Source organism: Streptomyces sp. NPDC015139, from assembly GCF_043079785.1.
Taxonomy (GTDB): Bacteria; Actinomycetota; Actinomycetes; order Streptomycetales; family Streptomycetaceae; genus Streptomyces; species Streptomyces albidocamelliae.
On sequence record NZ_JBIBUW010000001.1, the window covers coordinates 916613 to 941504 of the forward strand.

Sequence of the window (24892 nt, forward strand, 5' to 3'; positions counted from 1 at the left end):
TAGCCGGAGAGGCGAACGACGTGGCGGACAGGTGTGATGGACGGGTCCCTACGCCCAACCAGTGAGGCAGATCATGCGCATTCGCAGCATCGCCACAACGGCCGTTCTCGCAGGTGTTCTCGGACTCGCGGGTGCGACCGCCGCACACGCCGACCCGGACCCGGTCGTCGGAAGTGCCGTCAACAGCCCGGGAGTCCTCTCGGGCAACGTGATCCAGGTGCCGGTCAACATCCCGGTCAACCTGTGCGGCGACAGCATCGACCTCGTCGGCCTGCTGAACCCGGCCGGCGGCAGCTCCTGCGTCAACGACTGACGATGCCCGCGCGCCGGCCCCTCCACCCCCGGGGCCGGCGCACGGCCGTTCAGGACCCCGTCGTCCGCGCCGCCCCGGCAGGCGCCGTCGCGGTCTGCGCGGGCTCCGCCGTGCGGCACAGCAGCAGACAGATGTCGTCGTCGTGCTCGGAGTCGTGCAGCATCGGCTTCAGCAGCAGGTCGGCCGCCGCCTCCAGGTCCGCCGGCTCCGTCCCGTCCAGCGACTCCATGGCCCGGGCCAGCCGGTCGATGCCCGCGTCGATCCCGGCGGACCGCCGCTCCACCAGACCGTCGGTGTAGAGCGCGATCGTGGATCCCGCGGGCAGCTCGACGGTGTGCTGCTCGTACTCGTAGGGCACCGGAACGCCCAGCATGATCCCCGGCTTCGCCTCCAGCACCCGCACCGCGCCCCCGGGACCCCGGGTGACGGGCGGCGGATGCCCGGCGGCCGCCCACAGCACCTCCGACGTGCCCGGCGTGAACCGGGCGATCGCACAGGTCGCGTACAACTCCGGCTGCTGGTGCAGCAGCATGCGGTGCAGCAGCGTCAGGATCCGGGCCGGGCCGTTGCCCTCGACGGCGTACGCGCGCAGCGCGGTGCGCAACTGCCCCATGATCACCGCAGCGCGCAGCCCGTGCCCGGTGACATCCCCTATCACCGTCAGCACACTGCCGTCGGGCTGCGGGAAGGCGTCGTACCAGTCGCCGCCGATGTTCAGGCCGTGCGTCGCGGGCAGGTAGCGGGCGGCCAGCGCGAGGCCGGGGGTCGAGGGCAGGTCGGTGAGCTGGGCGCGTTGCAGGGCCTCGGCGACGTCCCGGTGCTGCTCGTACCGGCGGGCGTTGTCCAGGGCGATGCCCGCACGGCGGGCCACCTCCAGCAGCATCACCGTGGTGTCCGGGGCGAAGCGGTCACCGGGCGCGGTCAGCGTCAGCACACCCTGCACCGTGCGCGCGCCGAGCGGCAGGCACAGCAGGGGCCGGTGGGGGGAGAGCGCGGAGGCCGGCAGGTCGTCCACGCCCGGCAGTTCACCGGGATGGGGGCCGGCGTACTGCGGGCGTCCGGTGCGGGCCGCCGCGACCGCGGCCGCCGGCCGCCCGTCCGCCGGTGCCCCTTCGTCCTCCATGAGCCAGACGTCCACGTTCGCCGCGTACTCCGGGACCAGCAGCTCGGGGATCCGGCGCAGGATGTCCTCGTGGTCCAGCGAGGCGTTGAGGACGGCGCTGGCGTTGGCCAGGAAGGTCAGCAGCCTGCGGGCGTTCTCGGCCTCGGCGCGTGCGGTCCGTTCGGCGTCGAGGAGTTCGCGCTGCGCCAGTGCCGCGGCCTCCAGTTCGGCGTGCAGCGCCAGCACTCCCTGGTTGGTCTGGTGCAGCTCCTCGCGGTGGAACTCGACCAGCTCCTCCGTCTCCTCCAGACCGGTGAGTACGGCGGTCGTGTCCTCGTCGGCGTCCAGCAGCGCCTCGGCCAGGGCGACGTCGTCCATGTCCGCCGGGCGGGGCAGTGGGCCGGTGACGGGTGAGGGGCACACGAGCGCCCGCTGCCAGGGCTCGGTCCGGTCCGGTCCGTGCAGGGCGACGTGCAGACAGTCCCCCGGGTCCGCGGTCACGCGCAGTTCCGCGCCGCCCCCGGCAAGGCCGTGGCGCAGCCGGGCACCGAGCGCGGTCAGGAAGCGGGCCCGCTCGAGCGCGGGCACCCCGGCGTCCGCCGTGAGCCGTGCCAGCAGGGAGCGGGCGCGGGCCGCGTCGGCGGCGGAGGCGATGGTCCAGGTGTCAGTGGGGGCTGTCATGGAGTGGTGGTCCGGCGGTCGGGGGCCAGTACGGCCACGCTGGTGTCGTCACGTACGGGGCGGGCGGGGCTGCCCGCGTCGCGCAGGATCGCCGCGGCCACCACCGACGGGTCGTGGGTGAGCAGACGGGGGTCGTCGGGCGGGGTCCAGCGGCTGGGCAGTCCGTCGCTGTGCAGGACGAGCAGACTGTCCGGGCGCCAGGGCAGCCGGCGTACGGGGACGTGCGCCGGGAAGTACGCCCCGACGATCCCCGGACGGGTGACCAGGGAGGTCCAGGAATCCCCGGTGCGCAGCCGGGCGCCGACGTCGCCGACGCCGGCGAAGGCGAGTTCCCGCCGTTCCGTGTCCAGCTGGGCGACGGAGACCGCCGCACCCCGGGTCGGCCGCAGCGCCGCGTTCAGCCGGCGCAGGATGTCCACGGGCGGCAGCGGGGCGAGGCCGCGCAGCTCCGCGACCGCGACGCCGGATGCGTGCGCCGCCTCGGCGCCGTGTCCGAGGCTGTCGGCGAGCAGCAGCGTCACCAGCCCGCCGGAGCGCGCCCAGGCCCAGGCGTCGCCGCACTGCTCGGCCTGGCCGAGCGCGACCGTGATCCCGCCCGCGGGCACCTCACCGGCGCGTGTCCCGCTTCCGGCGGGCGCCGGGTCGATCCGGGCCGTGGCGACCGTCCCGCGGCCCGGAACGCTGTACAGGTGGAAGGCGTTCGCGATCCGCCGGCAGCTGCCGAGGCCCGCACCGAGGGAGACGTCCGCCGTGGTGTAGCCGTCCCGCAGCGCCGCGGTGACATCGGCGATGCCCGGGCCGTGGTCGAGGGAGAACAGCTGCACCGAGGTCCCGGCGCCACCGGCCGGCGGGGCCACCGGGTTCACCACCATGCGGCCGCCGCCCGCGTGCTTGAGCAGATTGGTGGCCAGCTCGGTGGCGACCAGCTCGGCGGCCGCCGTGCGCTCCGCGGCGAGGCCCGCGTGGGCGCACGCCTCCCGGGCGGCCATCCGGGCGTCCCGGACCCGCGTGGAGTCGTGCACCGGGACCTCCCACACCCTGCTCATCCGAACCCCGGACGCGACGAGGGGACCTGGGCCACCCAGGCGACGGCCGTCACGGTCGTGCCCCGGCCCGGTTCGCTGTCCACACCGAACTCGTGCACCAGCCGCTTCGCGCCGCTCAGTCCCAGCCCGAGCCCGCCGCCGCTGGTGTAGCCGTCCGTCATCGCCAGTTCCAGGTCGCGGATGCCCGGCCCGCTGTCGATGAAGCACATCCGCAGCCCGCGGGTACGGCCGTTGTCCAGCGGGGTGATCTCCACCCGTCCGCCGCCGCCGTGCACCAGGGTGTTGCGGGCCAGCTCGCTCGCGGCCGTGACCAGCTTCGTCTGCTGCACCAGACCGAAACCGAGCTGCGCCGCGCACTGCCGCACCTGCTGCCGCACCCAGGCCAGATCCGCGTCCGAGCCGATGGGCAGGCTGGTCGCGGTGGTCCGGCCGGACGTCTGCATCACGTCCCCCTCTGGGACAGCAGTTCCATGGCCCGGTCCACGTCCAGGGCCGTGACCAGCCCGGGCAGGGTGAGCCCCAGCTCGACCAGGGTGATCGCCACGGCGGGCCGCATCCCGGCCAGCACCGTGCGGGCCGCCAGCAGCCGGGCCGTCGAGGCGATCTCCGCCAGCACCCGGCCGAGGAACGAGTCGACGACGTCCACCCCGGAGATGTCCAGCACCACACCGCTCACCCCGCTGGCCGAGATGCGGCTCGTGATGTCGTGCTGGAGCTGCTCGGCCATGCCGTCGTGCAGCTCGCCCTGCAGGGAGACCAGCAGGACGTCGCCCAGGGCGAGTACCGGGACCTGGGCGGGACGACCGGGAAGGGTCTGGTTCACCGCGCACTCGCACCCGCGTCCGTACGGGTGACCTCGATGCCCTGCCGGCCCAGCGCGTAGGCCAGCGCGTCGGCCAGCGAGGCACGGGTGAGCACCGAGCCCAGGTCGATGCCGAGCTGCACGATCGTCTGCGCGATGGCCGGGCGGATGCCGGAGACGATGCACTCGGCGCCCATGAGCCGCGCCGCCGCCACGGTCTTCATCAGGTGCTGGGCGACGAGCGAGTCGACGGTGGGCACGCCGGTGATGTCCAGGATGGCGTACCGGGCCCGCTGGTCGACGATGGCCTCCAGCAGGGACTCCATCACGACCTGGCTGCGCGCGCTGTCGAGGGTCCCGATCAGCGGTACGGCGACGGTTCCCTCCCACAACTGGATGACGGGGGTGGCCACTTCGAGCAGCTGCTGGCGCTGCCGCTCGATCAGCTCGGTGCCCGATTGCAGCGCGGTCTCCATCACCACCACGCGCAGCGTCCCCAGCAGGACGGTCAGCGCCAGCACACCCTCGTGGGCGGCCGGTGCGGCCGGGTCGGCGAACTCGGCGCGCAGCAACTCCGTCACCGGCGTGCGCAGGGCGCTCACCTCGTCGGAGACCTGCGAGGGGGTGGCGCCGGTACGGGCCCTGGTCTGGGCCGTACGTCCCAGCTGGTCGCGCACGGCGCCGAAGCCGGGGGCCTCGATGTCGTCGAGCCGCCCGGTCGCCGCCACCTGGGACAGCGCGTCCACCACTGCCTTGCACGCCTCGACCGCCTCGTCGCGGGAGACCGTGAAGACCGTGCGGAACAACGGGGCGTCGGCCCAGCGCTGGGCGATCTGTTCGCGGCGCCGCTCCAGGAAGGAACTCACCACCTGCGGCGCCGACTCGGCCGCGTCCTGCTCCGGCACTTGCATCTCTCCTCTCGCACAGCCAGGCGCCGGCACCGGTCGGCCGGCCCCGAGCGGTTAGTTGCCGTATGACAACAGTATCTGTCATGTTCCGGTCCGGCCAAGCCGCCCGGCAGGTGACCGCCCGTCAGCACGACGGCATCGACCTGCGGACGCTCGCCGACGGCCTGGGCACCACGGCTCCGTCCGCGAGCCGGCTGTGCGACCGGCTCCGGACCACCGGATCCGTCGAACGGGCCCTCGGCGCGGCCGGCCGGCGCGAGGCACGACTGCGTCTCAGCGGCAGCGGCCGGTCCTTCCTCGCGCAGCCGCGCCCCCGCGGACGGGAGAGGGCCGGGGAGGTGCCGGCCGCGATGCCGTCGGCGAGGAGCTGGGCGCTGTCGGAGGGACTGGAGGCGTTCTGCGCCACCGCGGCCCCGCGGATCCCGGGCCACGAGGGCGCGGCCGTGCCGGCACCGGCAGCCCGTCGGAACGGACGGCAGGCACACGGCCGCCGGTGCCGGGCGGCGCCGGCCGGGCCACCGGCGGTCCGCCGCGACACCCCGGTCTGTTTCCCGCGCACGTCGACACGGCTCCTTAGTTGCGTCAAGCGGTCTCGGCCCGGCGGCTTGCGCCGCCGGGCCGGTGTCGGTGGGCCGTCTACCCCGAAACACGCCGGACTCTCCTGACTGTTGCCGACGTCACCCGGGAGTGCGACCGGTCAGAAACCGGTGCTGCCTCCCGCACCGCCGACCTCGCCGCGCCAGGCGCCGGTCTCCTGGCCCCCGCGCTTCTCGATGAACTCCTTGAACCGGTGCAGATCGCCCGTGACGCGCCGCTTGACCAGGCCGAGCTTGTCGCCGACCGTCTCGGTCATGCCCTCGGGCTCGTAGTCGAGCTGGAGCATGACCTTCGTGCTGGAGTCGTCGATGCGGTGGAAGGTGACCACACCGGCCTGCCGCGCCTCACCGTCGACGGTGGTCCAGGCGACCCGCTCGTCGGGCCGCTGCTCGGTGATCGCGGCGTCGAACTCGCGCCGGACGCCGCCGATGTTGGTCACCCAGTGCGTGAGGGTCTCGGTCCGCTGCTCGATGCGCTCCACACCCTCCATGAACGCGGGGAAGGTCTCGAACTGGGTCCACTGGTTGTAGGCGGTGCTCACCGGCACGTCGACCTGCACGGACTCCTCGACCTGAGACATGAATGATCCCTCTCGTCGCTGTCGAATGCGTGAGGGATCCGGGTTCCTGGCTCCGCGCGGTCCATGCATGCGAACTCCTCGTGCACGGGAACTCTTCCCGCACGCGAGCTCTGCGCGACCGAGCGGACCGGCGGGACAGGGCGGCCGGGACCGCGGGCCCGGCCGCGCACCGGCGGGCCACCGGTCCCGGCGGCGCCCGCCGTCCTTCCTCCGGCCGCCCGCCGCCGGGTGCCCGGGCGGCTCAGTCCGGCGCGGCGGCGGGAGCCGGCGCCGGTTCCGGGGCTTGGTGGGAGGACCGGCGCCTCAGCAGCAGGCGCCTCGCCGGGCACTCCACCGCCTCGTACAGCAGCCAGGACAGCGCCAGTGACACGGCGAACACGATCGCGGTGACCGCCAGGCCCGCCAGGACACCGAAATGCGGTTTCGTGCCCAGCAACTGGGTTCCGGTACGGAGCACCAGCAGGTGGATCATGTAGAAGGCGAACGACAGTTCCCCGAGCCGCACGAGCCTGCGGCCGCGCCACAGCGAGGGCAGCCCGTGCAGGTCGGCGACGGCCGCGGCCGGAATGAGCAGCGTGAACCCGACCAGGGTGCACACGGTCGCGGTGTAGCCCGGAGTGACCTGCGGGACGAGGAAGTACCCGATCAGCGCCAGGGCGAGCGAAGCCTCCAGACCGGGCCCGCGCCACCGGCCGAGCAGCACCAGCCGCGCGGCGACCGCGCCGAGCACGAACTCCGGCAGCCGGGCGCCGGGGAACGAGTACAGGGCGTACTTCCACCAGTGGTGGGCGTCCGCCCGGGCCAGCACCAGCACCGCCGCCATCGACAGCCCGCCCAGCGCGACCGCCCCGCGCGGGCCGAGCCGGCGCAGTACCAGGATCAGCAGGGGGAAGGCGGCGTAGAAGAACGCCTCGCAGGTCAGGGACCAGCTGACCGGGTTCAGCGTCTGCCACCAGGGACGCCACCACGAGTGCACCAGCAGGACGTTGGCCAGCGCCTGCTTGGGCGTCGGCCGGGGCTGGTGCGCCAGCGTGTACGCCATGATCAGCGCCAGCACCAGGGTGACCAGGTGCACCGGGTAGACGCGCGCGACGCGCCGGCGGTAGAAGGCGAGCGCCCGGTCGCCGGGTCTCGCCGACCAGGTCAGCACGAATCCGGACAGCACGAAGAAGAACGACACGCCGGTGGCACCGGCGCCGAACCCCCACTTCACGAAACGGCCGCCGGTCCCACCGAAGTAGCCGAAGTTGTTCACGTGCAGTCCGAACACCAGCAGCGCCGCCATCCACCGCAGCCCGGTCAGGGACGGCAGGGAGGGCATGGCGGCGGAGGGGGAGAGCCCCGCGCCTTTCGCGCCGGCTCTGGCGGGCGGCGTCCGGAGCGCCCGGTTCGTCGCCGTAATCATCGAATCACCTGCCGCAGAGGGTTCGCTTGGAGCATGAAGGGGTACGTTGCCCGCTCACCCCCGATCCATCACGTCGCGAGGCAAACATCACACTGCTGCCGAACGACGGAGCCCCCGCTGTGCCACGGACGGCCGGACCGGCTGCACCCGTACGAGTGACGGCGCCCGCGGAACCGATCGGCCCGGCCCAGCCGGTCCACGGGACGCCGAAATACGGCCGGCGCCGGGCGGATGGAAGGAGTGAGTGGTGCGGCACCGGTGGTTCAGCCACGGCCTGTCGATCGCTCGACCCCGGTGAGGAGCGTGCGGACGCCCGGTCCGGACGCCGGCGTCAGCCGGCCGTCGGCCGATCCGCCCGCTCGGTGGCCGCGACCGCTCGCCGCCGGGCCTCCCGTACGGCCCGGTCGGCCCGGCGTGAGCGCTCCCGGGCCGCCCGGGCCTCGGCGCGGGCCTCCCGCTGTCCGGCCTGGGCGCCGCGCAACCGTTCGTGCAGCTCGCGGACCCGGTCCTCCAGTTCGGCCACCCGGGCACCGGCTTCCGCCGCCTCCCCTTCGGCGGCCTCGGCTTCCTTCTCCCGTGCCCGCAGGTCCCGCTCGGTTTCCCGGGCCCGGCTCCGGGCCTCGGCGAGCCGCCGGCGGCGCTCCTCCTCGGCGGCGCGGTCAGGCCGGCTGCGGGGCCTCTCCTTCACGGTGCGGTCCGGGTGGCCGCGGGGCCTCTCCCCGGGCACGCGGTCCGGGTCGCGGGTGGGCTTCTCGTCCCTCGCGTGCTTCCCGGGCCCGTTCGCCGGGGTGGCGGGCCGGCCGTCCGGGACGCTCTCGTCGGCCGCCGGGAAGCCGATGGTGGCGTGGAGCGGCTTCACCAGCCGGCCCGCCGCCCATGCCCGGGCGGCGTCCGCGTCCGCCAGCGCCGCGTGCAGGGTCTCCTCGACCTCGCGCTGGACGCCCTCACCCACCGGATGCCCGGCCTGCCCGGCCAGCCGGCGGGCCTGCCGGGCGAGCGCGCCGATCACCTCGTTCTGCCGGCGGGCGAGCCGGCGCAGCCGGGGGCCGTCCAGTTCACGGTGGGTGCGGCGCAGTTCCTCGCCGAGCGCGAGCAGCGGCGGGACCTCGTCCGGCTGCCGGCGTACCAGGAGGTTGCTGACCCAGGCGCCCAGGCTCGGCCTTCGCAGCGCGCCGATCTCCCTGGCGAGGTCCTGCTCGCCGGACCGCCGGGCATCCAGGGCACGACGGTCACGGGCCGCGACGAACTCCTCCGGCCGCAGCGCGTACAGCTCGTCGGCGACGGCGTCCAGGTCCACCGGCGTCCCTCTCGACGGCCACTTCGATGACGGGATCCGAGTTCCTCGCGGGGCGCGAACCATGTGCCGTGCGTACCGGTTCACCCGCGGGGACGGGCCGCGACCGCCGGCGCCCGCGTCACGGCCCCCGTCTGCCGCTGCCCAGGTGTACGGACCGCGACTTTCGGTGCCCCGCCCGCATCTTTGGACGTCGCGCCGTAGACCGTCGGCCCCGCCTCGCAGACCGTCGGCCGACGGCGGCGCGGGCCCGGCGCCCGGCAGGGTGGCCGCATGGAGAAGACCACAGGGATCGATCGCGCACAGTTCCTGGCCGGTACGGCCGCCGCCGGACTAGCCGCGGCGCTGCTTCCGGCGGGCGCGGCCCGGGCGGCCGAGGAGCGGCAGGCGGAGCAGCAGGGGGAGCGGCCCGGGCTCCGGCACCACGGCGTCGTCTACACCGTCGGCGCCGGCGAGACACCGGGTACGGCCTTCAGCGCGACCCGGATGCGACGCGACATCCGCGTGATCCGCGACGAGCTGCACGCGGACACCGTCGACGTCACCGGGGACGGGGTGGAACGCCTCACGGCCACCGCGGCGGAGGCGGCGGAACGCGGGCTGCGCGTCTGGCTCCAGCCGACCCTGGGCGACGTGCCCGAACGGGACATCCTCGAACACCTCGCGGAGACCGGCCGGTTCGCCGAGCGGCTGCGCCGGCAGGGCGCCACCGTGGACCTCAGCGTGGGCTGCGAGTTCTGGCTGTTCGTGCCCGGCATCGTCCCCGGTGACACCGTCCTCGAACGCATCCGCAACCTCCTCGACGGCAAGGTGGACCCCGTCGTGATGCAGCGCCGTCTGGACCGGTTCACGGCGAAGGCGGCGGCGGTCGGCCGCTCCGTCTTCCGCGGCCGGCTGAGCTACGCGGCCGCCCAGGACGACCGGGTGGACTGGCGTCTCTTCGACGTCGTCGGCATCGACTACTACTCGTACTTCGCCGACAAGGCGCACTACGTACGGGAGTTGAGGCGCTACCTGCGCTTCGGCAAGCCGCTGGCCATCACGGAGTTCGGCACCTGCGCCTACGTCGGCGCGCCCGAGACCGGCGGCATGGGCTGGGACGTGGTCGACCACGACAAGCACCCCGAGGAGATCAAGGGGCGCCTGGTCCGCAGCGAGCGCACCCAGGCCGCCTACCTCGGGCAACTCCTGGACGTCTTCGACTCGTTGGACCTCTACGCGGCGATGGCCTTCGAGTTCGTGACCCCCGACGCACCGCACCGCCCGGACGACCCGCTGCACGACCTCGACATGGCGAGCTACTCCGTCACCAAGACCCTGAAGGACCGGCCGGACGACCCCGCCTCCGGCTGGCACTGGGAACCCAAGGCGGCCTTCCACGCGCTGGCCCGCCGCTACGCCACCGCACGCGCGGCCCGCTGACCCGCCCGGGGCCGCCCCGGCCGCCCCCGTCCGACGGGTGGGGCCCGGGGCGGCCCTCGCCGTCGCCCCCGTCCGACGGTCGACGCTCGCGGCCGCCGGGACGCCCCGTTTCACCCGTTCGGAGGACACTCCGGCTCGCCGTCCGGCCATGGGCGGCGCCCGGCCGCATGATGCGTGCACGCCCCCGCCCGGACGCCCGGCCGCCACCCCCGGCAAACCCCGCGTAGGCGAACACGGGGCGACGGTGAAGGCGCGAAAATTGCATCGTTCGTTTTCTTGAACCCTTCGTGTTTATGAGGGTAGGTTCGGCGTCATGACCGCCTCCCCGACCCCGACCACCGCCGAGGAGCTCCGCGGTGTCGGCCTGCGCGTGACGGCAGCCCGCGTCGCGCTGCTGGAGACCGTCCGGGACGGCGACCACCTCGGCGTCGAGGCGATCGCCACCGGGGTCCGAGACCGCGTGGGCCACATCTCCCTGCAAGCCGTCTACGAGGCCCTGCACGCCCTCACCGCGGCGGGCCTCGTGCGCCGCATCGAACCGGCCGGCCATCCGGCCCGCTTCGAGGGACGCGTGGGCGACAACCACCACCACATCGTGTGCCGGTCGTGCGGAACCGTCGCCGACGTCGACTGCGCGGTCGGCGACGCGCCGTGCCTGACCGCCTCCGACGACCGCGGCTTCCGCATCGACGAGGCCGAGGTCGTCTACTGGGGCCTCTGCCCCGACTGCTCCACCGGCCACAGTTCCTGAGCACCGAGTTCCGCACAGTTCGGAAGGATTGCCATGACTGAGAACCACGACGCGATCGTCACAGACGCGAAGGCGGAGGGAAGCGGCGGTTGCCCCGTCGCCCACGACCGTGCCCCGCACCCGACCCAGGGCGGCGGCAACCGCCAGTGGTGGCCGGAGCGGCTGAACCTCAAGATCCTGGCCAAGAACCCGGCCGTGGCCAATCCGCTGGGCGACGAGTTCGACTACACCGAGGCGTTCAACGCCCTGGACCTCGCCGCCGTGAAGCGGGACATCGCCGAGGTGCTGACCACCTCTCAGGACTGGTGGCCCGCCGACTTCGGCAACTACGGCCCGCTCATGATCCGTATGGCCTGGCACAGCGCGGGCACGTACCGCATCAGCGACGGCCGCGGCGGCGCGGGCGCCGGACAGCAGCGATTCGCCCCGCTCAACAGCTGGCCCGACAACGGCAACCTCGACAAGGCCCGCCGGCTGCTGTGGCCGGTCAAGAAGAAATACGGCCAGAACATCTCCTGGGCCGACCTGATGGTCCTCACCGGCAACGTCGCGCTGGAGCAGATGGGCTTCGAGACCTTCGGCTTCGGCGGCGGCCGCGCGGACGTCTGGGAGGCCGAGGAGGACGTGTACTGGGGCCCCGAGACCACCTGGCTCGACGACCGCCGCTACACCGGCGACCGCCAGCTGGAGAACCCGCTCGGCGCGGTCCAGATGGGTCTGATCTACGTCAACCCCGAGGGCCCGAACGGCAACCCCGACCCGATCGCCGCGGCCCGCGACATCCGCGAGACGTTCCGCCGCATGGCGATGAACGACGAGGAGACCGTCGCGCTGATCGCCGGTGGCCACACCTTCGGCAAGACCCACGGCGCCGGCCCGGCCGACCACGTGGGCGCCGACCCCGAGGCCGCCACCATGGAGGAGCAGGGCCTGGGCTGGCGGAGCACCTACAACACGGGTGTCGGCAAGGACGCCATCACCAGTGGTCTGGAGGTCATCTGGACCACGACCCCGACCCGGTGGAGCAACGGGTTCTTCAAGAACCTGTTCGAGTACGAGTACGAACTCACCCAGAGCCCGGCCGGCGCCAACCAGTGGGTGGCCAAGGACGCCCCGGAGAACGTCCCGGACGCGTTCGACGCGGAGAAGAAGCACCGCCCGCGGATGCTCACCACCGACCTGTCGCTGCGCTACGACCCGATCTACGAGCCCATCTCCCGCCGGTTCTACGAGAACCCGGAGGAATTCGCGGACGCCTTCGCCCGCGCGTGGTACAAGCTCACCCACCGCGACATGGGCCCGAAGTCGCTGTACCTCGGCCCGGAGGTCCCGGCGGAGACCCTGCTGTGGCAGGACCCGCTGCCCGCGCGTGAGGGCGAGCTGATCGACTCCGCCGACGTCGCGACCCTCAAGACCAAGCTGCTGGAGTCCGGCCTGACCGTGTCCCAGCTGGTCACCACCGCCTGGGCGTCCGCCTCGACCTTCCGCGGCAGCGACAAGCGCGGCGGCGCCAACGGCGCCCGCATCCGTCTCCAGCCGCAGCGCGGCTGGGAGGCCAACGACCCGGACGAGCTCGGCCAGGTGCTGCGCACCCTCGAGGGCATCCAGCAGGACTTCAACGCCTCCTCCGGCGCCAAGAAGGTCTCCCTCGCCGACCTCATCGTCCTCGGCGGGGCCGCCGGTGTGGAGAAGGCCGCCAAGGAGGCCGGCTTCGAGGTGCAGGTGCCCTTCACCGCGGGCCGCGTGGACGCCTCCGAGGAGCACACCGACGCCGAGTCCTTCGAGGCGCTGGAGCCGGTCGCCGACGGCTTCCGCAACTACCTCGGCAAGGGCAACCGCCTGCCGGCCGAGTACCTGCTGCTCGACCGCGCCAACCTGCTCACCCTGAGCGCCCCGGAGATGACGGTCCTCGTCGGCGGCCTGCGCGTCCTGGGCGCCAACCACCAGGGCACGCAGCTCGGCGTCCTCACCAAGACGCCCGGCGTCCTCACCAACGACTTCTTCGTCAACCTGCTCGACCTGGGCACGACGTGGAAGGCGACCTCCGAGGACCAGAGCGCGTTCGAGGGCCGCGACGCCGCCACCGGTGAGCTGAAGTGGGCCGGCAGCCGCGCCGACCTGGTCTTCGGCTCGAACTCCGAGCTGCGCGCGCTCGCCGAGGTCTACGCCTCCGACGACGCCAAGGAGAAGTTCGTCGAGGACTTCGTCGCCGCGTGGGACAAGGTCATGAACCTGGACCGGTTCGACCTCGTCTGATCCACCCGTCCGGCCGGAGCGTCCGGGTCCACCCCGCGGGGGCGGACCCGGACGCTCCGCTGTCCGGACGTCGCCCGGCTCAGTGACCGAGCGTCGCCGCGCCCGCCTGCGCGTACTTCTCGTCCAGGTCGCCCGACGGGGCGCCCGCGACGCCGATGCCCGCGACCGGGGCGCCCTTGGCGGTCACCGGCGCACCGCCCGCGAGGAACAGCGTGCCCGGGATGTCCTTCAGGCCCGGCGCCTGCGCCAGCCGCCCGGCCAGCTCCGAGGTGGGCGCGTTCCACGACACCGCCGTGAACGCCTTGCGCACGGCGGACTCGTACGACTGCGGACCCGCGCCGTCGCCGCGCAGGGTGACCAGGGTGTTGCCGTTGCGGTCGACGACGGCCACGGAGACGTGCCGGCCGTCCTTCTCCGCGGCGTCCACCGCGGCCCGCGCCGCCTCGGTGGCGGCGTCCAGAGTGAGGTGCGTGCTCTGCACCAGGTCACCGCCCCGGGCGGCGCCGGGCGCCGCGGCCGGAGCGGCGCCGGCCGAGTCGGCGGCGTTGGCGGCGACCGTACCGACGACACCCGCGCAGGCGGCGGCGAGGGCGGCACCGCCGACGAGGACACGGGTACGGCGGGACGGCTTCCTACGGCTGGACATGGGCGAACGACCTTCCTGTGGCAGGGACTCGCCGCGGCGAGCGCTACGGGAGCGGATCCGCTCCCGACCTCGATCCTCGGCCCGGTCCCGGCCGCTTCGCGTCGCCGGACCGGTTGCCCCGGGGGTCATCCGTTCGGATGACCCCCACCGCACCGGACCAGGGAACAATGGAAGGTGTTTGCCCAGTTCAGCGCGGTGAGAAGGAGGTGAGGGCAGTGCCGGAGCCCGGACCCGACGACACCCGCGCCCTCACCGTCGTGATGCACACGGCGTTCTTCGTCCTGCTCGCCGCGTCCCTCGCCCGCTATCTCGCCCGGCACGCCGACGGACCCCACACCCCCTGGATCGTCGCCCTGTCCGCGCTGCTGGCCCTGCTGTACGTCCTCGGCATCGCGCTCGGCACCCGGCCGACACCCCGCCGCCTGACCTGGCTGGGTCTGGTCGTCGCCGTCTGGGCGGTGCTGGTCGTGCTCGCCCCCAGCTTCGCCTGGTGCGCGGTCCCACTCTTCTACACCGGCCTGCGCACCCTTCCGCCGCGTGCCGCCGTCCCGCTGGTCGCGCTGCTCACGGCGCTGGCCGTGGCCGCCCAGCTCAGCCTCGCCGGCTGGCCCGACCCCAACGTGCTGCTCGCACCGCCCGCGGTGGCCGCCGTCGCCACCACCGTCTACGTCGTCATGCAGCGCCAGGCGGCCCGCCGGGACGCCCTCATCGACGACCTGGTCCGCACCCGGCGCGACCTGGCCGCCACCGAGCGCCGCGAGGGCACCCTCGCCGAACGCGAACGGCTCGCCCGGGAGATCCACGACACCCTCGCCCAGGGCCTGTCCAGCCAGCGCATGCTGCTCCAGGCCGCCGACCGGCTCTGGGACACCGAGCCCGGCACCGCACGGGACCACGTCCGTACGGCGGCCGCGATCGCCGAGCGCAGCCTCGCCGAGGCCCGCCGTTTCGTCCACGACCTGACCCCCGCCGACCTGGCGGAGGGCGGCGGCCTGATCCGGGCCCTGCACGCCGTCGCCGAGCGCGAGACGACACCCGGCCTCACCGTGCGCGTCCACACGGAGGGCACCCCGCCCGGGCCGCTGCCCGCGCCCGTGGAGTCCGCTCTGCTGCGCATCGCCCAGGGCGCCCTCGCCAACGTCCGCGAACACGCGGCCGCCCACACCGCCACCCTCACCCTGACCTGCCTGGACGATCAGATCGTCCTCGACGTCACGGACGACGGCCGGGGCTTCGACCCGCAGGCCCCGGCCGTCCCCGCGGCCGGAGCCGGCACCGAGGACCGGCGCGGCCACGGCCTGCCCGCCATCCGCGCCCGCCTGCGCCAGCTGGGCGGCACCCTCACCGTCGAGTCGACGCCGGGCCAGGGCACCGCCCTGTCGGCGGCCATCCCCCTGGAGCCGCGATGACCCCCACCCCCGGCACCGACGCGACGTCCGGCCGTCCACGGGTCCGCATCCTCGTCTGCGACGACCACGCCGTCGTACGCGCCGGACTGCTCGCCCTGCTGCGCAGCGCCCCGGACATCGAGGTCGTGGGCGAGGCCGGCAGCGGCGAGGAGGCACTCGCGCTGGCCCGCAGGACCGCCCCGGACGTCGTCCTCATGGACCTCCAGCTGGGGGAGGGCATCGACGGCGTGGAGACCACCCGCCGACTGCGCGCCACCACGCCCGCCCCGCACGTGCTGGTCCTGACGACGTACGACACCGACGCCGACGTCACCCGTGCCGTCGAGGCCGGCGCCACGGGCTACCTGCTCAAGGCCGAGCGCGCCGAGGACCTCTTCACCGCCATCCACGCGGCCGCGCAGGGCCGCCCCGCGCTCTCCCCGCCGGTCGCCGACCTCGTCATGTCCCGCCTGCGCAACCCGCGCCCCGCCCTCACCCCGCGCGAGCGCGACATCCTCACCCACCTCTCGCGCGGCCTGCCCAACCACGCCATCGCGCGCGCCCTCTACATCAGCGAGGCCACCGTCAAGACCCATCTGCGCCGCATCTACGACAAACTCGGCGTGGACACCCGGGCGGGTGCCGTGGCGGTGGCGAAGGAACAGCGCCTGCTGCCCTGACGGCCGCCCGTCCGGGCGCGCCGAGCCGGAACGGGCCTCATCGCCGCAGCGCCTCGAACGCCTCCCGCCCCGCACATCCGATCGCCAGGTCGATGTCCGGTGCCTGGCCGGCCCGGCGATCCGCACGGGTGAGCGCGGCCATCGCCACGCGGTCGCCGGAGTCCGCCTCGACCACACCGATCTCGTGCCGCAGATGCAGGAACGTGCCCGTCTTGCCGCTCCACCGCAGCGAGTCGGCGCGCAGTTCGCTCGCCAGCCGCTGGGTGAACACCTGCAGTCCCATGAGCCGGCGCAGCTCCGCGGTCGCGGGCGGGGTGGAGATCTCGTCGCACCACGCCCGCCGCAGCAGTTCGACGAGCGCCGCGGCCGAACCCGTGTTGGCGTGCGCCGGATCCAGGGTCCCGACGGTGTGCCGGCCCGTGTGTTCGTCCCGTACGGCCAGCTCAAGGGCCAGGGAGAAGTCGTTCCCCGCGGCCCCGGCGGCACACTCGTACATGTGGTTCATCCGGTGCCGCATCCGGATGCCCGCGCACCCCCAGGAGCGCAGCCGCGTGTCGACCTCCGCCACCGGCACCAGATCCAGCAGCGCGTCGGCGGCGGCGTTGTCGCTCACCGACAGCATCAGCTGGAGCAGATCACCGACGGCCACGGTGGCCGGGTACCGGAACGCCGCGAGCCCGGTGGGGCCGACGCTGCTCGCGGCCGGATCGACCGTCACCGGCCGTGCGGGGTCGAGGTCGCCCGTGGCGATCCGGTCCAGCAGGACCAGGGCGAGGGGGACCTTCACCACCGACGCGAGGGGCACCGACTCCCGCACGTCGAAACCGAGTTGCTCACCGGTGTCGAGGTTCCGGGCGACGAAGGAGCCCCGGACACCCAGGGCCGCCCAGTCCGCGGCGACGGCCTCGGCGACGTCCAGGAGCGCCCCGTCGTCACCGACGCAACCGGGCCGGTGCCCCGGTGCCGCGCTCATCCGCGTGCCGCCAGCCGCGCCGGGACGTCGTCGCCGTGGGCCGCGGAGCGCGGCGCGACGGACCCGGCGGCAGAGGCGCCCACGGCCGCGGCGAGCCGGACGGCCAGCCAGCCCGGCACCTCTCCCGTGCCCTGCCGTCCCGGCGGTGCGCCGACCTCGTACCCCCGGTGCAGCGACCGGTCGCCGAGCGGTGCCCACCGCGCCCCGTGCCGCCGGGCGAACGGCTCGGCGCACAGCAGCAGCGCCCGCCCCGCCAGCGTCTCGGCGAGCGCGGTGGCCGCGGGACCGGCCGGCCGGACGCGGCCTTCGGGCAACCCGGCACGAGCCGCCGCCCGGGCCAGCCTGTCCTCGAAACAGGGGACCTGGTCCTCGGCCGGCATCAGCAGCGGCAGGGTGCCGGACGGTTCGGCGGCGGTCCGTCCCCGTCTGGGCCGCAGCTCCTCCAGGTGGACCGTGCGCCCGGAGCCGGGCCGTGGATCCGGTCCCTCCGCCGCCGACGCCAGTCCCAGCGGCACCCGCCACGCCGCCCGTTCCACGGGGACCCGCAGCACCGCGTAGGCCAGTGAGCCGTCGGCCAGCCCGGACTCCCTCTCGTGCGGCGGCAGTTCACGCATTCCGAGCGTGACCCCGTGTTCGGTGGCCGCCCGGATGACGTGGGCCAAGGCCGCCGGTGCGCAGTCCGCGGGCACCCCGACGGCCCGCACCCGGGACCGCCGGGCCGAGTGCGCCGCATGCCGCAGCCGCTGGGCCCGGTCCAGCACGTCCCGCGCGTACGGCAGCAGCAGCACCCCGAGCTCGGTCGTCGTGACCTGCCGCCGCGAACGATCGAACAGCGGGCCGCCGAAGTGCCCTTCGAGCGTCTTGATACGACGGCTGAGCAGCGGCTGGGCGATGCCGAGCCGGTCGGCCGCACGGGAGAAGCTCGCTTCGTCGGCGGTCGCGACATACGCCTCGAGGTGTGCCAGAAGATCCACCCAGCAGTCATATCAATAAGGCATGAGAGGTTCACAGTTCCCTCTTGGACATGAGTCGCCTCCTGCTGTTTCGCTGTCCCCGTCGAAGATCCACGGACCCGGGAGGACCACGCCCATGACCAGCACCGAACGCCCCGGACCGATGCCGCGCCGCCGTCTGCTCACGGCGGGCCTCGTGTTCACCGCCACCACTGCCCTCGCCGCGTCCGCCCCCACCGCGGCCGCGGCTGCGGGCACCGGATCACCCCGCGTGGAGGCGGAGTTGCAGGACCTGGAGCAGCGTTACGACGCCCGGCTCGGTGTGTACGCGCGGAACGTCCGCACGGGGCGCACCCTGTCCCACCGGGCCGGGGAACGGTTCGCGATGTGCTCCACGTTCAAGGCGTTCGCGGCGGCCGCGGTCCTGCGCGACCGCGGCGACCGCGCACCCCTCGACCGGGTGATCCACTATCCGCCGCACGACATTCTTCCCAACTCGCCGCGCACACAGGAGAATCTGGCGACCGGCATGACCGTCGGGGACCTGTGCGCCGCGGCGATCCAGTACAGCGACAACGCGGCGGGCAATCTGCTGCTGCGGGAGATCGGCGGACCGGCCGGCCTGACCCGTTTCCTCCGCTCGCTCGGCGACGACGTCAGCCGGCTGGACCGGTGGGAGCCGGAGCTGAACACCGCGATCCCGGGCGACCCCCGCGACACCACCACCCCGCGGGCCATCGGCGGAAGCCTCGAACGGCTCGGTCTGGGCCGGGCCCTGGGCGACGCGGACCGGGAGCGCTTCGTCGGCTGGCTGAAGGGCAACACCACCAGCGCCGGACGGTTCCGCCGCGGCCTGCCGGACGGCTGGGTCCTGGCGGACAAGACCGGCACCGGCTCCTACGCGACCGCCAACGACATCGGCGTGGCCTGGACGACCCGGAGGACACCGGTCGTCCTGGCCGTGCTGTCGACCAGGAGCACCGAGGACGCGACGGTGGACGAGGCGCTCGTGGCCGAGGCGGCCCGCGTCATCGCCCGCACGGTCGCCCCCGGCGAGTAGGCCGCGGGCGACGGGCGACGCCTCCGGGACCGGCGGCCGGCCGGCTCAGCCGACGGTGTCGTCCGGTGCCACCGGGTACGCCTCCAGCCCCGGTGTCGCCAGCAGGTCGGCGATCAGCGCGAGCGAGCCGCCGATGTAGGTGCTGACCAGGTCCACGTCGCCGCCCAGGCACCACGCTCGGTCCTCGGGCCACCACAGGTCGGGCAGCTCGGCGAACTCGTCCGTGCGCACTGGGGAGACGGCGTCGGCGAGGGTGCCGGAGAGCAGCACCTCGTCCCGCCCGGGTGTCTCGAAGACCGGGAGCCCGCCGAAGTCCCAGCGGCCGTACCCGTGCCACAGCCCGAACCAGCAGTGCTCCGGCGTACGGGTGTGCCGGGCCAGCACCGGGATGAGCGCCCCGGCGACGTCCGGCGGGGTCGGGCCCTCCCACGGGTGCTCGTCCCAGACGCCGGGCCGGCCGTACTCGGAGGCGTTGCGGTGGTCGAGGTCCATTCCGACGACCTCGTGCCACCGCGTGCCCGATGTCACCCGGGTGCCGTGCGCGGCTGCCACGGTGTCCCACCGCACCGGCCGATCCTCCAGGGCGGCCGGATGCAGGACCCGCGCGTACCCGGCGAAGCCGGGCGCGGCCACGCCCGCCACCGTGCCGAAGTCGCCGTGACCGGGACGGCGTTCGGTGAGCCAGCGGGCGGGGGAGAGGCCGGCGGTACGGACGCGCAGGCGCCCGTACCACTCCGGTGCGGGGTCCAGAGGGACTGGTCGGAGGTCGTTCACCCGCCCAGTCTGCCCCGTCCGGCCGCCAGGCCTCACCGTGTCCCGTCCGGAGGTCCGGCGTCAGGCGCGGCCCAACGGCACCTGGACGCCTCTCGCACAGGGCCCTCGGCCGGCGGACCGCCTCAGACCGCCCGGTGCACCACATGGCCTCCGGTGACCGTCAACACCACGGGCGCGTCCGTCAGTTCGTCACCGGACGCGCGCCCCGGATCGACGGACAGCGCGGTGAGATCCGCGCGGAAGCCCGGAGCCACGCGGCCGGCGCGGTCGGACTCGCCGGCGGCGGCCGCCGCGTGCGTCGTGCAGCCCTCCAGCGCCTGCAGCGGCGTCAGGCCCGGCCGGTGTGCCGCCGCCCCCTTCGGCCGGTGGGCGGTCGCCAGCACCGCCCGCACGTCGTAGTGCGCGATCGGCCAGTCCGAGCCCAGCGCGACCGTCGCCCCGGCCTCCCGCAGGTCCCGCAGTCGCCAGGCGCGTCCGGCACGGTCACCGCCCACCCGGCGCGACCACTCGTCCGTGCCGTCGTCGCGTGTGTAGCCGGTGTGCGGCGGCTGCATGGAGGCCGCTACGCCCAACTCGGCGAAACGTGGGAGGAGTTCGTCCGGTGCGGTCTCGATGTGCTCGATCCGGTGCGCCCCGTGGCCACCGGGCCCCAGGGACGCCACGGTGTCCAGGACGTGGCGTACGGCCGCGTCCCCGATGGCGTGCGTGGCGGTGCGCGCCCCGGCCGCGTGCAGGGTGCGGACCGCCTCGGCGTACGCCCGCGGGTCCGGCCAGAAGGCGTCCGTGCCCCGGCCGTGGCAGTCGGGGTGCTCCAGCCAGGCCGTGCCGCCCTCGACGGTGCCGTCCATGAAGAACTTGACCCCGCCGACCAGCCAGTGCCGACCGCCCGTGCCCTGGAGTTCGATCAGCTCCCGCAGGGTGTCGCGGTCGGCGCCCGGCATGCACCAGGGCGCGAACCGCAGCCGCAGCGGCAGGACCGTCTCCCGTGCCACCTCCGCCACCAGGTCGAGGTCCCCGCCGTCCATCACATGGGCTCCGGTGAGTCCCGTTGCGGCCATGGCGGACAGCAACTCCAGCAGCCGCGCCCGCCGTTGCCCGTACGCGGGCCGGGGTACGACGCCCGCCACCAGGTCCATCGCGGCGTGCTCGACCAGATGGCCGGTGGGCCGGCCGGTGGCGTCGCACACCACCTCGGCGCGCTGCGCGAAGGCGCGCGGGCCGGTCACCCCGGCCGCTGCCAGCGCCGCGCCGTCGGCGAGGGCGGAGTGGCCGTCGTAGAGCCGCAGGAAGGCCGGGGTGTCGCCGAGTACGTCCGCCACCAGTTCGTGGTGGACGGGACGGCCCTCGAACGCGTTGTGGTCCAGGCCGTACCCGACCACCCAGCCCTCGACGCGCTCCGCCCCGGCGAGTGCCGTCCGCAGCCCGGCCAGGTCCGTCACGCCGGACAGGTCCGTGCCCGTCGCCATGTCGAGGCCCCACACCGGATGGCTGTGGGAGTCGACGAGGCCCGGCACGAGGTGCGCGCCGTGCAGGTCGACGACCTCGGTGCCGGGGCCCCGCCAGTCCCGGACGTCGTCCGCCTCGCCGACCGCGGCGATCACGCCGTCGCGCACGGCGACGGCTGAGGCGGTGGGCCGGCCGGGATCGAGGGTGCGGACGTGGGCGCCGGCGAGGATGAGGTCGGCAGCGGGCATGGGGGCGACTCCTGTACGGAAAAGGGGCGTTGGGTCAGTTCGCGGACACGGGGGGCGCGGTCGCCCCGGCGGGTTCGGCCGGCTCCGCCGCGAACCCGGCGTAGACGTCGGGCCTGGCCCGGCGCAGCCACCACGCCAGCGGGAGGCCGAGGAGGAAGACGGCCGGTGCCACGACGACCAGGAGGGTGTTCACCGCCCGGGACGCGCCGGTGAACAGGTCGATGTGGGTCACCACCAGCACGATCGCGGTCACCAGCAGCACGGCGGCGACGACCGGCGCCACGACCGTGCGCAGGGCGCCCTCCGTGTGCCGCACCCGGCGGAAGTAGCAGGGCACGGCGATCGCGGCGAGCAGTTGCAGCACCAGCAGACCGATCATCCCGGGCGTGTTCACCCACAGCAGCAGCTGCTGGTACGGGTCGGCGTCCGCGGCCCGGAAGGCCAGGACGACCAGCGCGCCGAGAACGGTCTGGGCGACGCCCGCGACGTACGGGGAGCGGTGGCGGGCGTGGACGCGGCCGAGCCGGCGCGGGAGCACGCCCTCCTCGGCCAGGGCGAGGGCGTAGCGGTTGATGGCGTTGTGGAAGGCCAGCAGGGAGGCGATGACGCTGGTGACGATGAAGAGGTGCATCAGGTCGGCGGCCCAGCCGCCCACATAGGTGGTGATCGCGGTGAAGAACAGTCCGGCCGGGTCCTCGCCCGCGGTGCGTACGACCTGGTCGTCGCCGAACGCCTGGACGGCGATCCAGACCACGAACGCGTAGAACAGGCCGAGGAATCCGACCGCCGCATAGGTGGCGCGGGGGACCGTGCGCTCCGGGTCACGGGCCTCACGGCGGTAGATGACGGTCGACTCGAAGCCGGTGAACGCGGCGAAGGCGAAGGCCAGTACGGCGGCCGTGCCGGGCACGAACACGTGCGCCGGGGCGAGCGAGGCGAGGGACAGCCCGTGTGCGCCGCCCTTCAGCAGGACCCCGCCGGCGAGGAGGACGAGTATTCCGGTCTCGGCGACGAGCAGGATGCCGAGCAGCTTGGCGCCGAAGTCGATGGACCGGTAGCCGCCGTAGCCGATCAGTACCAGTCCGGCCAGCGACACGGGCAGCCAGGGCACGTCGGCGCCGACGAGGGAGTGCAGGGTGTCCCGGGTGGTGGTGGCGAGGAGGCCGTAGACGCCGATCTCCATGCCGTTGTAACCGATCAGTGCCAGCAGGGCCGCGCCGATGCCGACCGGGCGGCCGAGGCCCCGGGTGATGAAGGCGTAGAAGGCGCCGCCGCTGGTGACGTGGCGGCTCATGGCGGTGAAGCCGACGGCGAAGACCGCGAGGGTCAGGCCCGCGAGGAGGTATCCGACGGGCGCGCCGATCCCGCCCAGCAGGATCGCGAGCGGCGCGACGCCGGCCATGACGGTCAGCGGCGCGGCGGCGGAGACGACGAAGAAGGCGATGTCGGCGGTGCCGAGGGAACCGGACCGGAGGGTGGTCGCGTCGCGGGACGCTCTCTGCTCCGGCGGCTCGGACGTGGTCACGGACATGCGGGGGAGCCCTTCTGGCGGCGGAGGGACGGGGTCCCGGAGGTGGGGCGGCCGGTTGCGGAGGGCACCGGCGGGCGGGGCGGAGATGATCCGCCCGGGCCGGCGTCCGTCGGGAGCACGAGGGGATGGCGGGCGCCCGGAGCCGTAAACCTAAAGGCTTTCGGTTTCCGCAATGTAACCTGCCGTTGGGCATCCGGGAAGACCTCAGGGAGAACGCTGACCATGGGACGGCCGCGCACACCGCTCCTCGACCGCGAGCGCATCACCACGACCGCGCTGCGACTGATCGACGAGACCGGTGACTTCAGCGTCCCCGCGATCGCCCGGCGGCTCGGGGCGCAGACCGGCTCGGTGTACCACCACGTGGACGGCCGTGACGGCATAGTCGAGCTGCTGCGGGAGCGGATCTGCGCGGCGATGGACCCGGCCACCCTCGACCTCGATCCCTGGGACACGGCCCTGGAGGCCTGGGCCCGCTCCTACCGCGCCGCGTTCGCCGCCCACCCCCGTGTGATCCCGATGCTCATGACCTCACCGGTACGCGCGCCCCGGGTCCTGGAACAGTACGAGCGTGCCGTGAGCCTCCTGCTGGAGGCCGGGTTCGACCGCGCCGGGATCATGCCGTTGATCATCGCCCTGGAGAACCTGGTGCTCGGCTCGGCCCTCGACCTCGCCGCTCCCGAGACGATGTGGGAGCTGGCGGACGGCACCCCGACCCCCCGCCTCGCGGAGGCACTCGCCGCGGTGGGCGACGGCCGGGCCGACCGCGCCTTCGAGGTCGGGCTGACGGCCTTCATGAACCACGCGCGAACCCTGAGCGGGTGCTGATTCTCCGGCCAGGCCGGCTTCGCCCGCCGGGATTTCCCCCTGCCGGTTTGTCGCAAAGTGAGACAATGAGGGGGCTGCCCGCCTCATGCGAGTCTGCCTGATGTCGCTTTCCGATATCGAGGTCGTCACCGGGACGGAGGCCGACATGTACACAAAGGACGGCGAGAACTACTTCATCGTGGATGCGCACGTCGCACTGTGGGACGCGCGCCCCGAGAACCAGCTGAACATCCACGGGAAGCAGTTCATCGACTGCTTCTACGACTACCACCGCAATCTCAGCCCCGAGTCGGAAGTGTGGCCGTACGAGGAATTCCTCTACTACGGCGGACAGCGGCTGATGAAAGACCTCTTCGTCGACGGACACGTCGATCACGCGATTTTCCAGCCCGCGTATCTCGGCGCGTTCTACGGGAACGGCTTCGGGCAGACCGAGGAAGCCTTCGCGCTGGCCGAGGAGCACCCCGAGAAGCTGACCTACAACCACTGCTGGGACCCCCGGTTCGAGCAGAAGGGGCTCGACCGGCTCCGCCGGGACGCCGAACGCTTCCGGCTCAAGGGCGTCAAGCTGTACACGGCCGAGTGGCAGGGCGACTCGCGCGGGTACAAGCTCACCGACCCGTGGGCCTACCGCTACCTGGAGGCGTGCCAGGAACTGGGCATCAAGAACATCCACATCCACAAGGGCCCGACGATCCGGCCGCTGGACCGCGACGCGTTCGACGTCGCCGACGTCGACGCGGCGGCCACGGACTTCACCGACCTGAACTTCGTCGTCGAGCACTGCGGCCTGCCCCGGCTGGAGGACTTCTGCTGGATCGCCACCCAGGAGCCCAACGTCTACGCCGGCCTCGCCGTGGCCGTCCCGTTCATCCACACCCGGCCCCGCTACTGGGCGCAGATCATCAGCGAGTTGCTGTACTGGCTGGACGAGGACCGCATCCTCTTCGGCAGCGACTACGCGTTGTGGACACCCCGGTGGCTGATCGAGCGGTTCGTCGACTTCCAGATCCCCGAGGACATGCAGGGCGAGTTCCAGCCGCTCACCGTGGAACAGAAGAAGAAGATCCTCGGCCTGAACGCGGCGGCCCTGTACGACATCCCGGTGCCCGCCGCGGCGGCGACCACGACCACGACCGCGGGCACCCCCTCGGCCGCGGGCCCGGCGGGGGCCGCCTCCGTCGCCACGCAGCCCACCGAGGCGTGAC

23 protein-coding genes are annotated in these 24892 nt (G+C 73.8%); 9 read left to right on the top strand and 14 right to left on the bottom strand.

The features are described from left to right. Window positions 1-73 precede the first annotated feature (73 nt). A complete protein-coding gene (locus ACF08B_RS04040; RefSeq protein WP_392315925.1) occupies window positions 74-313 on the top strand; it encodes a chaplin in 240 nt (79 codons plus the stop codon). Between the two features lie 49 nt (window positions 314-362). On the opposite strand, the gene ACF08B_RS04045 is transcribed toward ACF08B_RS04040, so the two are convergent. The 8 genes from ACF08B_RS04045 to ACF08B_RS04080 form a co-directional block, all read right to left on the bottom strand. Then, window positions 363-2096 (bottom strand): PP2C family protein-serine/threonine phosphatase, encoded by a 1734-nt coding sequence (locus ACF08B_RS04045; protein WP_392315926.1) that lies wholly within the window; start codon window positions 2094-2096, stop codon window positions 363-365. Beyond that, complete coding sequence (locus ACF08B_RS04050) at window positions 2093-3142, bottom strand: SpoIIE family protein phosphatase (RefSeq protein ID WP_392315927.1); 1050 nt, start codon at window positions 3140-3142, stop codon at window positions 2093-2095. The genes ACF08B_RS04045 and ACF08B_RS04050 overlap by 4 nt, the downstream gene beginning before the upstream one ends. Continuing rightward, window positions 3139-3585 carry an anti-sigma regulatory factor gene (locus ACF08B_RS04055; RefSeq protein ID WP_073890777.1) on the bottom strand — a complete coding sequence of 149 codons (447 nt, stop codon included), beginning with the start codon at window positions 3583-3585 and terminating at the stop codon, window positions 3139-3141. Before ACF08B_RS04055 ends, ACF08B_RS04050 begins: the two co-directional genes overlap by 4 nt. Continuing rightward, window positions 3585-3965: an STAS domain-containing protein gene (locus tag ACF08B_RS04060; RefSeq protein WP_392315928.1), complete on the bottom strand. Its 381-nt coding sequence runs from the start codon at window positions 3963-3965 to the stop codon at window positions 3585-3587. The genes ACF08B_RS04055 and ACF08B_RS04060 overlap by 1 nt, the downstream gene beginning before the upstream one ends. After that, the gene (locus ACF08B_RS04065) at window positions 3962-4855 is read right to left on the bottom strand and encodes an STAS domain-containing protein (RefSeq protein ID WP_392315929.1); all 894 of its coding nucleotides are present in this window, start codon (window positions 4853-4855) and stop codon (window positions 3962-3964) included. The genes ACF08B_RS04060 and ACF08B_RS04065 overlap by 4 nt, the downstream gene beginning before the upstream one ends. Window positions 4856-5549: 694 nt before the next feature. Next, window positions 5550-6029: an SRPBCC family protein gene (locus ACF08B_RS04070; protein WP_392315930.1), complete on the bottom strand. Its 480-nt coding sequence runs from the start codon at window positions 6027-6029 to the stop codon at window positions 5550-5552. Between the two features lie 241 nt (window positions 6030-6270). Continuing rightward, window positions 6271-7434, bottom strand: a complete 1164-nt coding sequence (locus ACF08B_RS04075) for an acyltransferase family protein (RefSeq protein WP_392315931.1) — start codon at window positions 7432-7434, stop codon at window positions 6271-6273. Between the two features lie 331 nt (window positions 7435-7765). Then, window positions 7766-8731, bottom strand: coding sequence for a hypothetical protein (locus ACF08B_RS04080; RefSeq protein ID WP_392315932.1), 966 nt, complete (start codon window positions 8729-8731; stop codon window positions 7766-7768). A gap of 270 nt (window positions 8732-9001) precedes the next feature. On the opposite strand from ACF08B_RS04080, the gene ACF08B_RS04085 reads away from it, so the two are divergent. From ACF08B_RS04085 to katG, 3 genes are all read left to right on the top strand, one after another. After that, window positions 9002-10150, top strand: coding sequence for an abortive phage infection protein (locus tag ACF08B_RS04085; RefSeq protein ID WP_392315933.1), 1149 nt, complete (start codon window positions 9002-9004; stop codon window positions 10148-10150). Window positions 10151-10463: 313 nt separating this feature from the next. Further along, window positions 10464-10901 (top strand): Fur family transcriptional regulator, encoded by a 438-nt coding sequence (locus tag ACF08B_RS04090; protein WP_392315934.1) that lies wholly within the window; start codon window positions 10464-10466, stop codon window positions 10899-10901. A gap of 33 nt (window positions 10902-10934) precedes the next feature. After that, window positions 10935-13157 (top strand): catalase/peroxidase HPI, encoded by a 2223-nt coding sequence (katG, locus tag ACF08B_RS04095; protein WP_392315935.1) that lies wholly within the window; start codon window positions 10935-10937, stop codon window positions 13155-13157. Window positions 13158-13236: 79 nt separating this feature from the next. On the opposite strand, the gene ACF08B_RS04100 is transcribed toward katG, so the two are convergent. Continuing rightward, window positions 13237-13803, bottom strand: coding sequence for a heme-binding protein (locus tag ACF08B_RS04100; protein ID WP_392315936.1), 567 nt, complete (start codon window positions 13801-13803; stop codon window positions 13237-13239). A 206-nt stretch (window positions 13804-14009) separates the two neighbouring features. Here ACF08B_RS04100 and ACF08B_RS04105 point away from each other — a divergent pair, with 206 nt between their 5' ends. Both ACF08B_RS04105 and ACF08B_RS04110 read left to right on the top strand, forming a co-directional pair. After that, a complete protein-coding gene (locus tag ACF08B_RS04105; RefSeq protein ID WP_392315937.1) occupies window positions 14010-15212 on the top strand; it encodes a sensor histidine kinase in 1203 nt (400 codons plus the stop codon). Then, the gene (locus tag ACF08B_RS04110) at window positions 15209-15871 is read left to right on the top strand and encodes a response regulator (protein WP_392315938.1); all 663 of its coding nucleotides are present in this window, start codon (window positions 15209-15211) and stop codon (window positions 15869-15871) included. Before ACF08B_RS04105 ends, ACF08B_RS04110 begins: the two co-directional genes overlap by 4 nt. Before the next feature lie 37 nt (window positions 15872-15908). Here the strand turns inward: ACF08B_RS04110 and ACF08B_RS04115 are convergent, their stop codons facing one another. Next, window positions 15909-16844, bottom strand: coding sequence for a serine hydrolase (locus ACF08B_RS04115; RefSeq protein WP_392315939.1), 936 nt, complete (start codon window positions 16842-16844; stop codon window positions 15909-15911). Then, window positions 16841-17818, bottom strand: a complete 978-nt coding sequence (locus ACF08B_RS04120) for a LysR family transcriptional regulator (protein ID WP_392315940.1) — start codon at window positions 17816-17818, stop codon at window positions 16841-16843. Before ACF08B_RS04120 ends, ACF08B_RS04115 begins: the two co-directional genes overlap by 4 nt. A gap of 115 nt (window positions 17819-17933) precedes the next feature. Between ACF08B_RS04120 and bla the strand changes: the two genes are divergently transcribed. Next, a complete protein-coding gene (gene bla / locus ACF08B_RS04125; protein ID WP_392315941.1) occupies window positions 17934-18857 on the top strand; it encodes a class A beta-lactamase in 924 nt (307 codons plus the stop codon). Between the two features lie 45 nt (window positions 18858-18902). Here bla and ACF08B_RS04130 read toward each other — a convergent pair whose 3' ends face one another. From ACF08B_RS04130 to ACF08B_RS04140, 3 genes are all read right to left on the bottom strand, one after another. Beyond that, window positions 18903-19631, bottom strand: coding sequence for a hypothetical protein (locus ACF08B_RS04130; protein WP_392315942.1), 729 nt, complete (start codon window positions 19629-19631; stop codon window positions 18903-18905). Window positions 19632-19753: 122 nt separating this feature from the next. Next, entirely contained in the window at window positions 19754-21325 is a 1572-nt protein-coding gene (locus tag ACF08B_RS04135; protein ID WP_392315943.1) for an amidohydrolase, read from the bottom strand. A gap of 34 nt (window positions 21326-21359) precedes the next feature. Beyond that, a complete protein-coding gene (locus ACF08B_RS04140) occupies window positions 21360-22856 on the bottom strand; it encodes an APC family permease (protein ID WP_392315944.1) in 1497 nt (498 codons plus the stop codon). Between the two features lie 222 nt (window positions 22857-23078). On the opposite strand from ACF08B_RS04140, the gene ACF08B_RS04145 reads away from it, so the two are divergent. Then, window positions 23079-23684: a TetR/AcrR family transcriptional regulator gene (locus tag ACF08B_RS04145; RefSeq protein WP_392315945.1), complete on the top strand. Its 606-nt coding sequence runs from the start codon at window positions 23079-23081 to the stop codon at window positions 23682-23684. A gap of 100 nt (window positions 23685-23784) precedes the next feature. Next, on the top strand, window positions 23785-24891 hold the full coding sequence (locus ACF08B_RS04150; protein ID WP_392315946.1) for an amidohydrolase family protein: 1107 nt from the start codon (window positions 23785-23787) through the stop codon (window positions 24889-24891). Window position 24892: the final 1 nt, after the last annotated feature.